This window comes from Colwellia sp. E2M01 (genome assembly GCF_018860585.1).
In the GTDB taxonomy this organism is placed as follows: Bacteria; Pseudomonadota; Gammaproteobacteria; order Enterobacterales; family Alteromonadaceae; genus Colwellia.
Genome location: NZ_JAHKPR010000030.1, coordinates 135,164 through 152,767 on the forward strand (window position 1 = coordinate 135,164; position 17,604 = coordinate 152,767).

General features: G+C 36.8%; 12 protein-coding genes. All 12 read left to right on the forward strand.

Annotated elements, in window-relative coordinates:
* Positions 1–127 precede the first annotated feature (127 nt).
* The 12 genes from tssE (at position 128) to KO502_RS07310 (ending at position 17,517) form a co-directional block, all read left to right on the forward strand.
* On the forward strand, positions 128–616 hold the full coding sequence (gene tssE, locus KO502_RS07255) for a type VI secretion system baseplate subunit TssE (RefSeq protein ID WP_216021907.1): 489 nt from the start codon (positions 128–130) through the stop codon (positions 614–616).
* Positions 616–2,448: a type VI secretion system baseplate subunit TssF gene (gene tssF, locus KO502_RS07260; RefSeq protein WP_216021908.1), complete on the forward strand. Its 1,833-nt coding sequence runs from the start codon at positions 616–618 to the stop codon at positions 2,446–2,448. The genes tssE and tssF overlap by 1 nt, the downstream gene beginning before the upstream one ends.
* Positions 2,445–3,431, forward strand: a complete 987-nt coding sequence (tssG, locus tag KO502_RS07265; protein WP_216021909.1) for a type VI secretion system baseplate subunit TssG — start codon at positions 2,445–2,447, stop codon at positions 3,429–3,431. The genes tssF and tssG overlap by 4 nt, the downstream gene beginning before the upstream one ends.
* Before the next feature lie 69 nt (positions 3,432–3,500).
* Entirely contained in the window at positions 3,501–6,104 is a 2,604-nt protein-coding gene (tssH, locus tag KO502_RS07270) for a type VI secretion system ATPase TssH (protein WP_216021910.1), read from the forward strand.
* Positions 6,105–6,535: 431 nt separating this feature from the next.
* On the forward strand, positions 6,536–7,015 hold the full coding sequence (locus tag KO502_RS07275) for a type VI secretion system tube protein Hcp (protein ID WP_216021911.1): 480 nt from the start codon (positions 6,536–6,538) through the stop codon (positions 7,013–7,015).
* A gap of 65 nt (positions 7,016–7,080) precedes the next feature.
* Entirely contained in the window at positions 7,081–8,889 is a 1,809-nt protein-coding gene (gene tssI, locus KO502_RS07280; RefSeq protein ID WP_216021912.1) for a type VI secretion system tip protein TssI/VgrG, read from the forward strand.
* Positions 8,889–9,242: a hypothetical protein gene (locus KO502_RS07285; protein WP_216021913.1), complete on the forward strand. Its 354-nt coding sequence runs from the start codon at positions 8,889–8,891 to the stop codon at positions 9,240–9,242. The genes tssI and KO502_RS07285 overlap by 1 nt, the downstream gene beginning before the upstream one ends.
* Before the next feature lie 125 nt (positions 9,243–9,367).
* The gene (locus KO502_RS07290) at positions 9,368–9,664 is read left to right on the forward strand and encodes a PAAR domain-containing protein (RefSeq protein ID WP_216021914.1); all 297 of its coding nucleotides are present in this window, start codon (positions 9,368–9,370) and stop codon (positions 9,662–9,664) included.
* A gap of 99 nt (positions 9,665–9,763) precedes the next feature.
* On the forward strand, positions 9,764–10,963 hold the full coding sequence (locus tag KO502_RS07295) for a hypothetical protein (RefSeq protein WP_216021915.1): 1,200 nt from the start codon (positions 9,764–9,766) through the stop codon (positions 10,961–10,963).
* Positions 10,963–12,045 (forward strand): hypothetical protein, encoded by a 1,083-nt coding sequence (locus KO502_RS07300; protein WP_216021916.1) that lies wholly within the window; start codon positions 10,963–10,965, stop codon positions 12,043–12,045. Before KO502_RS07295 ends, KO502_RS07300 begins: the two co-directional genes overlap by 1 nt.
* A 70-nt stretch (positions 12,046–12,115) precedes the next feature.
* Entirely contained in the window at positions 12,116–17,011 is a 4,896-nt protein-coding gene (locus KO502_RS07305) for an RHS repeat-associated core domain-containing protein (protein WP_216021917.1), read from the forward strand.
* Positions 17,012–17,016: 5 nt separating this feature from the next.
* On the forward strand, positions 17,017–17,517 hold the full coding sequence (locus tag KO502_RS07310; protein WP_216021918.1) for a hypothetical protein: 501 nt from the start codon (positions 17,017–17,019) through the stop codon (positions 17,515–17,517).
* Positions 17,518–17,604 lie beyond the last annotated feature (87 nt).

The following is a 17,604-nucleotide window of genomic DNA, read 5'->3' on the forward strand; positions in this document are numbered from 1 at the left end:
GAAGAGAAATGAATACGGATTGTTTGATAAACGCAATAATATTCTTTGCTAGATAAGTCGTATCAGTAAAGAGTATTTGTTTGATTCGCGAGTATTATGGAATTATGGAATATATTATGGAAAGCACGTGGGTATAAATAAATATCAACTTATTCAAGCTTCTATTCTAGATAGGCTTATGGATGACTCCCCTACAACGCCAGATATTAAAGAGTCTAATAAGGGACTTAATTTAAAACAATTAAGGGCAAATGTTAGACGTGATCTCGAAAACTTACTGAATGCTAAAGTACCGTGGTTAACGTGGCCCGAAAGTTATAAAGAGTTGGATAAGTCTTTATTAAATTATGGTTTACACGACTTCTCTACTATGGCTGTTGCTAGCTTAGAAGGTAGACAATATTTATGCCAACAAGTAGCTGAAGTTATTAAGCGGTTTGAACCACGCTTTATACAGGTTGATGTTGAAGCTATTGATAATGAAAAACCGCTAGATCGCATAATGAGATTACGGATAAACGCCTTGCTTTATGCTGATCCTGAACCTGAATATATTACGTTTGATTCAGAAGTAGAGCCTGTCAATTTAGGGTTAAAAGTAATAGAGACTTTATAATGAATGAAGATTTATTAAAATATTATAACCGTGAACTCGCCTTTATACGTCATATGGGCTCAGAGTTTGCCACAAATTATCCTAAGCTAGCAGGGCGACTACGTTTGAGTGATGAACATGTAGAAGATCCTCATGTATCACGATTGATAGAAGCATTTTCGTTATTAACTGCTCAAATAAGACAAAAATTAGATGATAGCTTTCCTGAGTTGACAGAGGCATTATTAGGGCAAATATATCCTGATTACCAAGCGCCTGTACCGTCAATGACAGTAATAAAAATGGTAACTGAAAATATATCTACAACGGGAGTTTTACTACCTCAAAATACTAAAGTAGACACCCAAGTTGAAGGAATGAAAACGTGCCACTTTAAAACATGTTACGACACTTACTTATGGCCAATTGAAGTATCTGAAGCTCAGTTTCAAAATGCTCCTTTTAATGCACCAGAGCCTATCTGGCATACACGCTCAAAAGCGATAATAAAACTTGCAATAAAAGGGGAGTTCGATGAAGTCTCTATGGCAACCCTAGGGCTTGATAAATTACGGTTTTTTCTTAATGGTCAAGCACATCAAACTTATTATTTATATCAATTAATATTTCAACATTGTGTTGGTCTTGCCATAGTAAAAAATGATGATTGGTCGACTGTTAAATATTTAGAAAAAAGGCACCTTAAAGCTGTTGGTTTTGATGATGAAGACCAAGTTGTACCATATAGTAAAAAAACCTTATCAGGTTATCGATTATTAGTTGAAAACTTTATTTTCCCTGAAAAATTTTTATTTTTCGACATTGATGAATTAGATAAAAAATGGGTAAATATTGAGGATGAGTTTGAAATATATATTTATTTAAAAGAAGGCTCTGAAGAATTAGAAAAGCAAGTCAACGAGAACAATTTTTTATTGGGTTGTACCCCTGTTATTAATCTTTTTGAACAAGAACTAGAGCCCGTTCGTGTAGAGTCATCAGAATACGAATATAAACTTGCACCTCGCTATCTTGATGCTGAGGTTGCTGAAATAATAAATATAAAAGAAGTTATTGCGTTTGACCATAAAGATAATAAAACCACAGTTACACCGTTTTATGGTGAAACTCACCCCGCATATCTTGACCAAGACCGAATGTTTTGGAATGGCCGTAGAGAAGCTGCTAATTGGGCTGGTGGTTATGCTGAGTTTGGAACTGATCTTTATTTGTCACTCGTCGATCATAATTTTGCAGGGTATAACGCGCAAGAAGATTACGGTTCATGGCTGTTAAGTATTAGAGCCGAGTGCAGTAACCGAAACTTACCAGCACATTTACCTTTTGGTACGGATGAACCAAAAATGTTTATTCCAGACCGAGCGGATATTATTAAAAAGGTAAAGTGTTTACTCGCACCTACATTACCTGTAAGAGCCGCATTAAATGAGGCGTCTAGGTGGCAACTTATTAGTCATCTATCACTAGACAGTTTCAGTGGTGAGAATGCGCTACACCAACTTAAAGAAGTGTTAAAGCTTTACGACTTTAAATGTTCACCCGAAAATAAAACGCTAATTGAAAATATTGTTGCTATTGATGTGAGCACCACAACGGCTCGTGTAAATCAACGAGGTTTAGTCGGCTTTAGTACAGGTAATGATATTTTACTTACCTTTGCTCAAGATCACTATTTAGGTAGCGGTATGTTCTTCTTTTGCACGGTACTTGATCGTTTCTTTGCTCAGTTTGCCGCTATTAATAGCTTTACGCGTTTAAGTGTTCAATTTAACAATAAAGATGGCATCTACCATACTTGGCCAAGTCGAGCAGGAAAGGCGCCATTACTATGAGTATTCAAGAACTTATAGATAATCCTAATGAGTATGATTTTTATAAAGCGGTGTTCGTTTTACAGCAACAATTAGTATCAAATAATTGTAAGCATAATAAAGTAGGCTGTGATGGTTTACCCAAAAGTGAGCTGGTCAGGTTTAAAGCGGATCAACATTTAGGTTTTCCAGGGCAATCTGTTAGTAAAATTGATATAAAAAATAGTGAAGACAAAGATAAAGTTGCCGTAGATATGCATGTCTCTTTTATGGGCTTAACGGGGATTAGCGGTGCATTACCACAACATTACAGCGAATTAGTATTAGAAAGGCTTAAGTTGAAAGATACGGGAATGCGAGACTTTTATGATTTATTTAATCACCGCCTTATTTCATTATTTTATCGAGCTTGGGAAAAATATAGATTTTCTGTTAATTATCAAAGTAATTTAGAAGCTAAGTCGGATAGCTTCACTTCCGTATTAGAAAAACTTTCAGGTGAACAAGCGATACAAAAATACTATGCGGGCCTTTTTAATAAGAAAGTTAAAACTATTGATGGCTTAACGTTAATTTTAAGAGATTTCACTCAATGCGAAGTAAATATTAAGCAATTTCAAGGGCAATGGCAAAGACTATCAATATTAGATCAAACACGCTTAGGTGGGAAAAAATCTCCAGAAGGACAATTTGCTGCCCTTGGCGTTGATGCCACAATAGGAAGTAAAGTGTGGGATATAAATTCAGCGATCGCTATTGTTATTAAGCCAAATGCTAACACTAAAATACATTCTTTTTTACCAGGGCAGAAAACCAGCCGTTTGTTAAAAAGCTTGATCAAAAGTTATCTTGGTATTACTACAAAATTTAAAATCCATCTTGAGATACAAACGAAACAAATTCCAATAGCACAATTATCAACTAAATCAGTGCCATTAGGCCATGGTTGCGGTTTGCTTTCAAAAAATAATGAAGATATAAAAACTTGTTTATTACCTTTATAGAATATGCTCATGCGCTATAAAGGTTTGAACACAAAGAAACTGTAAATAAATAATAAGGGACTAATAATTATGTCAGCAATGACTTTAAATAAACTAGTAGAAAAACTAACTCCAAGCTGTCGAGAGTCATTAGAATCAGCCGCAAGTATATGCCACAGCAGAAGTCAGTTTACTGTTGAAATAGAACATTGGTTACTTGCTTTATTAGAAAAAGAGTCTGATGATTTACGATTAATTATGGCAAGTTTTTCTGTAGAACGTGCAACATTAATTCATGAATTACAACAAGGTTTAGAAAAGCTAAAAACAGGTAACAGTGCATCACCTAGCTTATCTCCTCATATTGTTAATTTATTAAGCCAAACATGGCTTAATACCACTATAGAATTTAATGACAACCAAATACGCTCGGCTTATATTATTTATACGTTATTAAATAATGATTCATTAAGTACGCTTATTTCTCGTTCTGCTAAAGAACTTTTTAAAGTCGATGCAGGACAATTGCTTCATGCATGGCCACAACTGTCAGCCCAATCAGCTGAATCGTCAGGTGAACAACAGCCAGCAACTCCGTCAACGGGTACAAAAACAAGTAAAACCCCAAGTTTAGATCAATACACGCAAGATTTAACAGCGGACGCTAAATCGGGCAAAATAGATCCTATTTTGGGGCGTGATAATGAAATCAGACAAATGATTGATATTTTGACACGCCGCCGACAAAACAACCCTATTTTAACAGGTGAGGCAGGTGTTGGTAAAACGGCAGTTGTTGAAGGATTAGCGTTAAAAATTGCTAAGAAAGACGTACCTCAAGCCCTTAAAGATGTGAGTCTTCATGTACTGGATCTCGCATTACTACAGGCCGGTGCGGGTATGAAAGGTGAGTTTGAAAACCGCCTAAAATCACTTATTAGTGAAGTTAAAAACTCAATTCATCCGATAATTTTATTTATTGATGAAGCGCACACTATGATTGGTAGCGGAGGACAAGCAGGTCAAAATGACGCGGCCAATTTGCTAAAACCAGCTTTAGCTCGTGGTGAATTAAGAATGATAGCCGCAACGACCTGGGCTGAATATAAAAAATATTTTGAAAAAGATGCTGCATTAACGCGTCGTTTTCAAGTAGTGAAAATTGAAGAGCCTTCTGAAGAACAAGCCATTGTAATGATGCGTGGGTTATTACCTGTGATGGAAAGTCATCATAAAATCATTATATCTGACCAAGCGCTACAAGCTTCTGTTAACTTATCTCATCGTTATATTACCGGACGTCAATTACCTGACAAAGCCGTCAGCTTACTTGATACTGCTTGTGCACGAGTTGCTATGAGTCAAGGCTCTACGCCAGGAGCAGTAGAAAACTTACAACGTACTGAACAACAAATTGAAGCACAAATTAATTTGTTAAAGCGTGAAGTAAAAACAGGTGCAGATCATAAAAAAGCATTAACCGCGCTTAATAAAACCTTAAAAGAAACTCAAAAAGCATTACTACCATTAATAGAACAATGGCAAAACGAACTAGAGCTTGTGAAGAGTGTTGCAACCTTGGTGACAGAATTACAACAAGATGATGTTGAAGATTACGATATTAAGTTAGCCGAATTAAATAAATTAAAGGCTGAACTATCTCTGAACCTTAAACCTATGGTGCATTGGCAGGTAGATGATCAACTTGTTGCTAAAGTTATCTCTGATTGGACAGGTATACCTGTTGGTAAAATGCAAAATGATGAAATTGATATGATTTTGTCGCTAAAAGAGACTATGGAACAACGAGTTATCGGTCAATCGCATGCCTTAGAGCTTATTGCAAAAACAGTACAGATATCCAGAGCACAACTAGGGGATGAAAAGCGTCCTATAGGTGTATTTTTACTTGCGGGGCCAAGCGGTGTCGGTAAAACAGAAACAGCGTTAACCCTTGCTGAACAAGTGTATGGCAGTGAAGAAAACATTACTGTAATTAACATGTCAGAATTTAAAGAAGAACATAAAGTGTCTTTACTACTAGGTTCACCTCCTGGCTATGTTGGTTATGGTGAAGGTGGTGTTTTAACTGAAGCAGTAAGACGTAAACCTTACAGTGTTATTCTTCTTGATGAAATGGAAAAAGCACATCCAGGTGTACAAGATATTTTTTACCAAGTGTTTGATAAAGGAACGATTAAAGATGGTGAAGGGAGAGATATAGACTTTAAGAATACCATTATCATTATGACCTCGAATGCAGGTACAGATACAACCATGGAGTTATTTGAAGATGAGAATACAGCACCATCAATTACAGGGTTACGTAGAGCGCTGCAAGATGACTTATTAACCTATTTTAAACCCGCATTTTTAGGGCGTATTAATGTTGTGCCTTATATTCCGTTATCTGACGACATGTTAAATGAGATAACAAAACTTCAATTAGCAAGAATTGGCGTAAGATTGAGCGATCATCATCAAGCTAAATTTAGCTACAGTGACGATGTCGTTAAAAAAATAGTATCACTATGTCAAGATGCAGGCTCAGGTGCGCGTAATATTCATAACATTTTGCAAAATACTATGTTGCCTGAATTGTCGATTAAAATTTTGAATAAAATGACTACTAACAAAAAGACTACTAATGTCAATATCAATGTTAAGGAAGATGAGTTTACATACAAAGTTTAGGACGTCTTAATTAAATTGTCATGATATAAGACTTAACAATTAGAAAACTATATATTTAAGTGCTTCGGGTAAAGTACCTTCCGTGAATTCAAGGGGAGGGTACTTTTCTTAACTCATTGAATTAAAGTTTTTTTATTTTGTTTTAGTTTGTTTTATTTTGTTTTTTTTGAGGGTTGCACGCTTCTTTTTTTTGAGTATAATACTACTCGATTTCTCTTTGTTTACCTTTTATTTACCATATGTTTACTTGTGTAAACATTATATAAATATTTTATAAATAAATTTATTGTAGGTTGTAAATCTATAATAACTAAGTTTATTTATAAAATAGAATGTAGATTTTTATATTCTATAAAGTTTAATTTAACTTTTGTTTAAATTAAATAGCCTATCCACTAATGGATAAAATACATGCACAAGGAGCATTAATAATGCAAGCAAATACATATTTGGACTACGAAGGAATTAAAGGCGAAACAACGGCTGAGGGATACAAAGATAAAATTACTGTACTTTCTGTTGATTGGAATGTTAGCCGTGAACTTTCTTCATATACTGGTACTGCACAAGATCGTGAAGCTAGCGCAACACGTCTTGGTGATGTAACAATCACTAAACTTCAAGATAATGCGTCTACGTATTTATTTGAAGAAGCGACTATCGGTAAAGGTAAAAAAGCAATCTTCTACATCACTAAACAAGGTGATAAAATTGAAGAAATTATGCAAATCGAATTAACTGATGCCATGATTTCTAGCTACAGTGTTTCAATTCAAGGTGATCGTCCAGTTGAAACTATCACAATTAGCTACACTGAAATGATGATGGCTGTTACTCCAACAGATGATAAAAATAACATTACTGCTGCGCTTAGATACGGCTACAGTGGTGTTAAAGGTCAACAAATGTAATTTTTTTGTTACCTAAGCCTTAAGGGATTATTCCCTTAAGGCTTTTTTCAACATTGAGGCAAGGAATGCAAAAAGCTACTCAGAAAAATAATATTATCTCTATCTCTACTCCTTTAGGTAAAGATACCCTATATTTAACACATTTAAGTGCCACAGAGGGAATTTCACAACTATATTCATTTACAGTATCAATGTTTACTATAGGTACAACAATTTCACTTGATGGCTTAGTGGGTAAAAGTGTATGTGTTTCGTTAAGAAATGCTGAAAGTGGTGGGGCCATTCGTTATTACCATGGTGTTATTAGTCACCTAGAATCAACAGGGATGAGAACAGCAGCTACAGACGATGTCGAAGATTATATAGATTATCAAGCTATAATAGTACCTACCGCGGCATTTATGAAAAAAAGAAGTAATTGTCGTATTTATCAAAACTTATCAGTAACTGACATCGTGGCAGATCTTTTTGGTCAACACAATGTAGCCTTTCAAGATAAAACGACTAAAAGTTATCCTAAGTATGAATACTGCGTACAATATCAAGAATCTGATTTAGACTTTGTCACCCGCTTGTTACAACAAGAAGGGATTTTCTACTTTTTCGAACACAGTAGTAGTGAACACACATTAGTGTTAGCAGATGATATAACAGCTTATAAAAAATGTGCCGAAGCAAAAGTACGTTGTTTTTCAGGGCACCTAGCAAAACCACATGTATCTCATTGGCAAGGTGGCCTGAGCATGGTCAGCGGAGCCTATCAACAAAAAGGTTATGACTTTGAACAACCCAAACTCTTTCCAAGTGGTAACAAAGTAACTGCAAGTTTACCTGCACAAGGTGGTTTAGAAATTTTTGACTACATGGGTGAATCAGAATTTAATAAGCGCCCACAACCTTACGCAAATATCCAGCTTGAAGCATTACAAAAAGATATGCATAAATGCTCAGGTCAAAGCGATTGTCGTAGCTTTAGTATCGGTAAAACATTTACCTTTGAAGATCACGAAGACAGTAGCTATAAAGGTAAAAGCTTCTTATTAACCGCCATTAGAACCAGTGCAACACAGCCTAACCAATCCGGCGCTAATCAATCAGATTCAGAAAACGTTTTTACCAATGATTTTGAATGTGTTCCTAAAGATACAGCCTACAGACCAACAGTATCTCTTAATAAGCCATTAATTAACGGTGTTCAAACAGCGGTTGTTACGGGCGACCCTGGTGATGAACAACATATTGACAAATATGGCCGAGTAAAAGTGCAATTTCACTGGGATCGTGAAGGTACCTATGACAGTAAAAGTTCGTGTTGGATCCGTGTAGCACAAAACTGGGCAGGTAATAAGTGGGGGGCTTTTTTCTTTCCACGTGTAGGTCAAGAAGTTTTAGTTGAGTTTATCAATGGCGACCCTGATCAGCCTATTATTAGTGGTGCTATTTACAATGCTGATTTAATGCCTCCTTATGCGTTACCCGCTAAAAAAACTCAAAGTGGTATTAAATCGCATAGTACTAAAAATGGTGGCGCAGATAACTTTAATGAAGTACGTTTTGAAGATGATAAAGGCAAAGAACTTTTATTTTTTCAAGCAGAAAAAGATCATGAACTTAAAGTTAAAAATGATCAAAAAGACACTATCGACAATGACCGATTAACCGAGATAGCCAATAATGACACGTTAAATGTTGGTAAAATTCTTCAAGTTACCGCAGGAAGTGAAATAGAATTTAAAACGGGCAGTGCGTCAATAAAAATGAGCAGTGATGGCTCTATTACCATTCAAGGTACAAATATAAAAGTTAAAGGTACCGATATTAAAGTCAATGGTACAGGCATTACTATGCAAGCTCCGCAAATTAAGTTGAATTAATGAAGGCCGCTTTTAATTACCCTAATGTGGGGCGTGCTGGGCAATTTTGTAAAGGCCATTATGTCATATGCCAATTTGGTTATCATTATTTAGCTTGTCGACCCGAAGACAAGCCAGATGATCCGTTATTAAAAGCGCCATTAAAAGAATTTTTAGTGAGTACGACTTATGGAGAGCAATTTTTACAAAACTTGCATCCATGGAAAAATGAACAAAATATAATAAATCAGTTGTTTTATTATTTGTCACGCGATGAATACCAACATGAGACGCAGAGTATCTCAAAATCTATAAAATGGATTGCTCATGAATTATCAATTGGAAATTTATTGTTTATACCATTGTATGAATAAAAAGACGTGTACAGCTCTTATACTAAATTACGTACTTTCTTAAAGTACTATACAAAACACAATTAAAAAGTATTAGTTTTATTAATATATCTATTTTATATCAAAATTAATTAAAGGTAATTAACATGGGAATGCCCGCAGCTACGGTTACACATATGCACGTTTGCCCTAAGGTAAATCCGGGAACACCGCCAATTCCTCATGTGGGTGGGCCAATAGTGGTTGGCTCTCCTAACGTATTAATTGGAAGTTTACCCGCAGCAAGAAAAGGCGATAAACTTGTTTGCGTAGGACCACCAGATACAATTAATGCAGGCTCAGCCTCAGTAAAAATAAATGGTAAACCTGCCGCTCGGTTAGGTGATGGTACCGCCCATGGTGGAACAATTGTTGCTGGTAACCCTACAGTGTTAATTGGGTAAGTTAATCAGAACTAAAACAATAGTATAAAAAGAATATAATAGGGGTTTCAAAGAAATACACTTATCTGAAGTGGGTTTTCTTTGTTTGAAAATCAACTTATGGATAAGCTCACCGTTCAATTTACGCAATTAATAGCCCAACGAAAAGTATTGAGCTTTAATTTCTGCTGTTATAAAGAAAGTTTTGTTGATAACACGCAAAAGCTAGTAACACTTGCTCATTTGATCCATGCCCAAAATAACAACCAATGTATTCTTAGCGCGCAAAATAGCACGCAAATTACCGATCACCTTCAGGCTAAATATCAGAGCAAAGACCAATATAACGAGCATGAGCTTGCCCTTGTTGTCGCGTTAAAATTAATAATTCAACCACAATTACAGAGCGAATTACTGACCATAATGTTAACAAGTGAACAAGCCTACTTACCGTCACTATCATTAACGGTGGCAAAATTACTGGGCAATAACTTGATTTTTACCATCGATTTTATTAATGAATTTACATTACCAATTTCTGATGTGTCTACAGATAAAGCAAATGAAAAATATCAACAACAGGTGTTTATACAAAAAGCGTTATTTACACTATATTACAGTAAAAAATTAATGACTTACTTAAGTGCAGCATTACCTGAATATAAGAATTATGACAGTAGAATAGTGTTTGCAGAATCATTATCGGCAATAAACTGGTTAACTATTGATGTGTTATCAGATAATAAATCCGATGTGCACAGAATTACCACTGAGTTTATTCAGCAAGAGTATCTTAATAGTTACCTCTTTGATGTATTTATTACGTCACTTAATGAACATGAAGTGACTCAAGTAGTAAATCTTCTTAGTGTTGATAATGCTTTTATCCCTTATATCATTCATGCCATGGCACTTAGCGGCTATATTAAATTTATCCCATTTCTTGCTCAATATTTACAACAAGCTCCTTTTGTTTCAGCGGCACATCAGGCACTACGTATAATTCTTGGTAGTAAGTTAGACAAATTAATTCCACTGACTATTCAATTTAATAACGATATAGAGCAGCGACAAAAAGATTTACAATATTACGGAGCTAAAATACTTAATGCGTGGCAACAAGGAATGCCAAGTATAGGCTTTACGTTTGAACAGCAGGACAATAAACGTTTATTAAATGGTATAGAATTATCAATACAAACCGCAGAGCATGTGGCGATATCAGGAAGCCAATGGCATCGTTATGTGGCAACGCTGTATCAACAACAAGCGGGTGCTACCGTTTATTGTTATAATGCACATGCGCTGGAAGTAAATTAATGAAAATTAAATTGCATAATAGCCATGTACTTATTGGTGCTAAATCAACAACAGCACAAGCGATAAACTTACCGCGACTACCGCCTGAAGAAACGTTAATTACTGTTAACAATGCTGACTACGTAAGTTATTTTTGCTCATTACCTAAGAGTCGCTCAAGTGATAATAATGCTCATCAAGGGTTGGTTACGAATGATAAGACCTCACGGTGCCTTCAATTAATTGAAGAATTATTTGTACAAATTGAGCAAACAGGCGAAAAAGTGCCTGTTGATGCTCCCGTATTTTGGTTATTACCTGAATTCGTTGAGTCTTATGTCGATGATAGCAATCCAAAAGATATTAATAATCAACATACATTTGCTGATTTTGCTAAAGCATTGCAACAAGCTTTACCAGAATTATTTAGTCACCCACAAAGCCAATTATTTCCTTTCGGGCGATCGTCATTTCCTATTGCCTTAACTAGCGCTAAAGCGTTATTAGAAGCAGGTCAAGCTAACACTATCACGTTAATTAGTGTTGACAGTTTATGGCATGAAATTCCTCAGTTGTTTGCTGATAATATTTTGGTTTCTAACATTAGTGAGCAAGGTATTATCCCCTCAGAAGGCGCAATTATTACGCAAATATCACAAGCGGATAAAGGCATCTCAATTGACTTTATTCAAAATAATGTAGCGCCCAGTAAACAAAGAGACTTGAGTATAAAGCAGTTGTTTTCTGAAAGTATTACTGCATTAATTGACTCTAAATTGAGTATTCAAGAAAAAAAACAACAAAGCAGTCCGATAACATTGTCTCACTTATATTTACCTGGCAATGGTGATGAAACATTACAAAGTTCTTGGTTAGAAGCCTACTTTCAATTGGCAGAGGCTGTTGATGGCAATACAAAAATTTGTCAAAGCGGTCTATTTACCGGGGAGATCGGGTGCGTTACTGGCTTATATAATTTTTTACATATAGCAAGCAGCTACGAAAATAAGTTTATACAAGGAAATACACTACAGCTTGAAGTGTCTAACTCACTTTATCAAGGCGCTGTTTTATATTCATATGATAGTGAAGGTCATGAATAAATCATGATGAATAGTGTATCAGGTAGGCTGAAGCAAATTTACGGACAAATAAGGTTTTAATAGGATGAGCGTGCAGTATTTTCAATTTAAAGGCAGAAACCGACGTATTGTCGTATTGCCTCGTAGTGCTGGAGCACCAAGTGGCTATAGTTTAGCTTCTGAAGGGGGTAACCAAGCTCAAGCATTGGTAGACGAAATATCACCCCACTTAGCTAAAGATGTTAATGCGCTGGCACAAGCCTGTGGTTTACTTAAGCAAGTTAGTATTATTGTCACACAACAAGCAAGGCAAGTTGCGCCCAGATTATGTGAAGCAATTCGTCGTGAATTAGTTCATGTGTATACTGAAAATCCTCAATCGCCTCTACATTATTCAACAGAGGAGGCTGGTCCTAAAGCCAGTGCGAGTAGTAGCGTCAAGCAACCTGAGGTAAAACCCAGTAATCAAGGTAAACAGGGCGCCAATGCAGCACAAAGTGGAAGTGTTAGCAACAATACACCGACTGAAGTCCCTATAAGCGAGCAAGCATGTCGAAGTGATCCTGTTTCACTGCTTAGTGGTGAAGAAATACTACCGTTAGACGATTTTACCTATCATGGCTTAGTGCCTATTACGTGGCGACGCCTTTACCGCTCAAGTAAAATAAATAACAACGTGGGGTTAGGTTACGGATGGCGACATGGTTATAGTGCACAATTGCTGTCTTGTTATCAAGCACCACCGAAAGTTGGCCCTGTACAGGCAGGTAAGCATTGGTTTGAATTAATTGATGAAGAAGGTGCCGTGCACGTGTTTGACCAAGTTAAACCTGGGCAAACCAGCTATCAAACATCATCAGGTTTAGCACTGTTCCATCAAGTTGATGGTAAGCAGGTATTAATTAAACCTGATGATAGCCATTGGACCTTTATAAAACAGCCTATCTTGATTAAGGACAAAGCAGGGAAAAAGCAAAAACAACAAACGCACGTTTGGTTATTAGACAATATCAGCAATCACTTAGGGCAAAGTATTACCCTACATTATGACGACCAACAGCGTTTAGTGCGGTTATCTAACAGCCCTAAACGGGGTATCGCGCTGCAATATAATCAACAAAACAATGTGACTAAAATTGCCGCTTACCGGCTAGATGAAAATAACAAAAAAGTTCTCCAATCACCGTTATTAGCGCATTATCAATACAATGACGCACAAGCTATGGTTAGCGCGACTAATAGTGAGCAAAACACAGAGCATTACCTTTATCGTCAAGACTTATTGCTTGCCCGCAGAACCCGTGCCTCGGGGTTTAGCCATCACTTTTTATGGCAAGGAGAAGGCGCTAAAGGACAATGTATTGAACAATGGGGCGATAACGATACTTATCATTATCGCTTTACATTTCAAAATAAAGCAGCAACAAATGAAAAAATAAGTACTTCAACCGATAGCTTTGGTCATACCGAGCGTTTTGTTCATAATGCACAAGGCTTGTTAACAGAATATACCAATAATAATGGTGACACTACGGTTACCGACTATGACGACTTAGGACGTAAGGTTAAAGTTACCGACCCACAAGGAGGTAGTACAGCATTTGACTACAATGAACAAGGTCAGTTATGTAGTCAAACCGATGCGTTGGGCAATAAAACCCACTATCATTACAATAACTTGGGTAAACGCATCACTACCATTGATGCGCTTGGCCGACAACACAAACGCCATTACGATGCCACCGGTCGCTTACTCGCTATCATCACCCCTGATGGCAGAAAACACAGCTATCGCTATACCGAGCAAGGTAAACTTGACAGTGAAACTGACCTTCAAGGCATAAAAACACAATATCATTGGAGTGTTGATGGTGAGTTATTAGCCAAACAAGTCGCCAATAACTTAACGCGTTTTAGTTACGACAAGCTAGGGCGTATAAATGCTGATATTAATAGCCAAGGCTTAGTGACTGAATATAAACGTAATCGTAACGGGCAGGTGAGTGAACAATGTAGTTATGGTCAATCGACACCTCATGATAAAACAGTTAAAGCGTTTTCATATGACAATGCTGGGCGACTGTTAAGTATACAAGCATCCGGCGAACTAGAATCAAGCGCAGCAAAAGAAAATGACGACCAACAAGCAACGAAATACCTAAAAAACAATCAACCAGGTAATCAACCCGACAGTCAACCCGAGCTTACCCTTTACCAATATCAAGGCTTAGCACAACCCAGTAAAAAAACCTTTGCTGATGGTAGTTGGCTAAGTTACGGCTATGACAACGAGCGTAACTTAACCGAAATAACCCGCAGTGATGGCGCACAATATCAACTGCGATACAGCCCTACTGAAAAGCCGATTGAGTTAATCGGTTTTGATGGTAGAAAACAAACCTACCAATACGATGTGAACGACCAACTTACCAGTGTAAATGACAGTGGCTTACGTTTTATTCGTTTAACGCGTGACAAGGTAGGGCGAATTATTGAACAAAGTGCGAGCCAAGCACCAACGCAAGATAAAGCGAACAATCAAGGTAAAGGGCAAGCTAAACGCCAAAGTACAGCGCTGCATAATCAGCATAATTATTTTCAGTATGACAAAATAGGGCGATTAGTTCGCGCGCATAACAGCGAGCGTACCGTCAACTTAACTTATCATGCCAATGGTCAATTAAGCACCAGCGAGGAAGGTCATTGGACGCTTCATTACAACTACAATAACTTGGGTCAACGTCAAAGCGTGCAGTTACCTGATGGTAATCAACTGTGTTATCAATACACCGAGCAAGGGCAGTTAAGCCAAGTTAGTTTAGTGTCTAATAGAGATAATGACACTTCAAGCAAGGCACAAATGTTAGTCAGTTTTCAATACAACAACGCAGGGCTAAACACTCAACAACGCTTAGGCAATGGCATTGAACTAACACAACAATTTGATGTTTATTCACGTTTAACAAACCAGCAATGGCAACGTACAGACGAATCCCTTGCTTTTAGTGAAATTCGTACCTATCAATACGACAATAAACATCAGTTAACGGCATTGCAGCACAAAACTCGCACTCAAGCGAAAGCTGAAACAAAGCAAGATAAGACTTTTCGTTATAATAGTCTGAGCCAGTTAATCTCAACAAGCGTTAAGCAAACGAATCACACCAATAGCAATAACAGCAACCTTAATAATGCTGAAGTATTACGACCTGTTGATAAAGAACAGTCAAATACTAAAGCTGAGCATTCAGAGCACATCGAGCAGAAAGCACAATATCAATGGGATGCTTTTGGTAATCCACAAAGTGCCCTTACCGATACGAGTCAAAGTGACATTGTCGTAATCAACGACCAACTGCACCGTTTTGCAGGTACCGATTATCGTTTTGACAGCTGTGGCAACCAAATCTCTTTATTGGGTAAAGGTAATAAACAACAACGTGTTTACAATGCGCTTAATCAATTAAAACAGCTCAACCATAATGGCAAACTCGCCCATTACGAATACGATGCTTTAGGACGACGCAGTGCCAAAATTACTGAGCAGGGCAGAATCGACTTTATTTGGGATAACAACCAACTCATTGGTGAACACCAAAATGGCAAGTTTACTTGGTTTGTCTATCAGCCCGATACGTTTTTACCCATTGCGTTAATCAAACAAGATAAAATTTACTACTATCACCTAGACCAACTCGGCACGCCACTTTGTTTAACAGATAGCAATGCAACCCAAGTATGGCGCAATGACAGTGATGCGTTTGGCTATGAGTTAGGCAGTAGTAACGAAAGTAATAAAGAGAATAGCCAAGAAAATACCTTCACTAATTTAATTGAAAACCCATTACGTTTTCAAGGGCAGTATTTTGATGAAGAATCAAACTTGCATTATAATCGTTTTCGCTATTATTGCCCAAAACAGCAACGCTTTATCAACCAAGACCCGATAGGGTTGGTGGGTGGGGTTAACCATTATCAATATGCGCCTAATCCGGTTAATTGGGTAGACCCGTTTGGGTTGTTGTGTAAAGAAGGGCAAGCAAAAGTTGCAGAGGCAATCAATAATAGTGACAATATAAGTTCTGACTTAGCTAAACAACTGATTGAGATATCTCAGCTGATTGATTCGCCTTACACGGCAGATGAAATGGTCGACCATATTAATTCAGGCACAGCTGAACAATTAATTGCAGAGGATAAACTTGAGCCGAACTCAGATCCAAAATCTTTAGAAGAATGTCAGGAGAGATTAAATGCTGCCCGAGAAAATATCATCAAAAATGGTTATAAGGCTAAATATAGTGACAAAGAACTCGTGGCAAAAGCAAAAGGTGATTCAGTAGGTAAGTCACGTTTTTTGATTAGTTTTCAACCGGTTAATGGTGGTGGCGATGCTAAGTTAGCTTACCAAAAAGATAACGGTTTAGTAGCGTTGTGGGCAACAAGTTTTGATATGCTAGAAAATGCTGATAGTGATCCACAAATTATTGCTGACTTATTAGCGACAGGCTACGATCCCAAAAAAGATTATGTGCTTCATATTGTAGATCGCGGTGAAGACTTGGCCTTGTTTGGCGAAAATACTTTTGTGCCTACTTGGGATAAATTAGAAGAGCCTGCAATAAATCAATTAGAACCAAAGTATCATGATGCAATAGGTGATGTTCTTAATTCCGATTACCAAAAACAATATGCGGCGCATATGGAAGACTATTGGGGAAATGATTTAAATGAGTTTAATAAAAAAGATCAAAAAAGATTTTTGAGTTCACTAGATAAAGAGCAACAACAAAAATTTTCTGCTCGCCATGCACTAAGAACAGAGTTTGGTGCAAACAGTGAATTTACTGGTGATGGCATGACTCAATGTCGGCATGCAGGAAATAACCATGGCGTAGTTGAAACTTTAACGCTTGAAAATGATCCTCCGACTATTGCAGAAATGCACAATGTTACCACCATACATTTAAACCCTATTAAAGGATAAAGACATTGAGTAATGTTATACAACAACCCTTAGGGTTAATAGATCACAATAATCTAAAAAGTGATGAAGAAGTTTTGTTAAAAATTTATTATGAAATGTTTTTTGATGAAACAACTTTGCTTATTAAAAAGGATAATTACTTGGTGGTATCAACTGATTTTTATTCGAAAATGGATAAAAAAAGAAGGTATACACAATCGGAATACCCATTAATCTCATTACCTTGGATAATTGACCGAATTGAAAATGGCTTTTTTAAAAAGCCTGATGAAGGTGGTTTTTCAGCCTTTGAGCGTAGTACTAGCGCTGAGTTTGATGGAGAAATCATCGGCATAAACGCCATGATACATTGTTGTGCTGAAAACTTACCCGGCTTAAATATTTGGAATGGAAATAGAAAAGACTATCTTGCCAATATGACCCCTCATGAGTGGGATATTCCAAATACTATGTTGAAAAACGGTTTATTAGATGAACTTAAAAAAATAGCGGCTAAATATTCTTGATTTATCTGCTCTACAAAATAGTTTGGATAATTAGGGTCAGATACACATGAAATTTAACCGAACGCTTTTCATCAACAAGCGTTGGTT

What these genes read in the sequence shown, in the direction of transcription:
- tssF (WP_216021908.1), top strand. Translation starts at nt 616, where the DNA reads ATGAATGAAGATTTATTAAAATATTATAACCGTGAACTCGCCTTTATA.
- tssG (WP_216021909.1), top strand. Translation starts at nt 2,445, where the DNA reads ATGAGTATTCAAGAACTTATAGATAATCCTAATGAGTATGATTTTTAT.
- tssH (WP_216021910.1), top strand. Translation starts at nt 3,501, where the DNA reads ATGTCAGCAATGACTTTAAATAAACTAGTAGAAAAACTAACTCCAAGC.
- KO502_RS07275 (WP_216021911.1), top strand. Translation starts at nt 6,536, where the DNA reads ATGCAAGCAAATACATATTTGGACTACGAAGGAATTAAAGGCGAAACA.
- tssI (WP_216021912.1), top strand. Translation starts at nt 7,081, where the DNA reads ATGCAAAAAGCTACTCAGAAAAATAATATTATCTCTATCTCTACTCCT.
- KO502_RS07285 (WP_216021913.1), top strand. Translation starts at nt 8,889, where the DNA reads ATGAAGGCCGCTTTTAATTACCCTAATGTGGGGCGTGCTGGGCAATTT.
- KO502_RS07290 (WP_216021914.1), top strand. Translation starts at nt 9,368, where the DNA reads ATGGGAATGCCCGCAGCTACGGTTACACATATGCACGTTTGCCCTAAG.
- KO502_RS07295 (WP_216021915.1), top strand. Translation starts at nt 9,764, where the DNA reads ATGGATAAGCTCACCGTTCAATTTACGCAATTAATAGCCCAACGAAAA.
- KO502_RS07300 (WP_216021916.1), top strand. Translation starts at nt 10,963, where the DNA reads ATGAAAATTAAATTGCATAATAGCCATGTACTTATTGGTGCTAAATCA.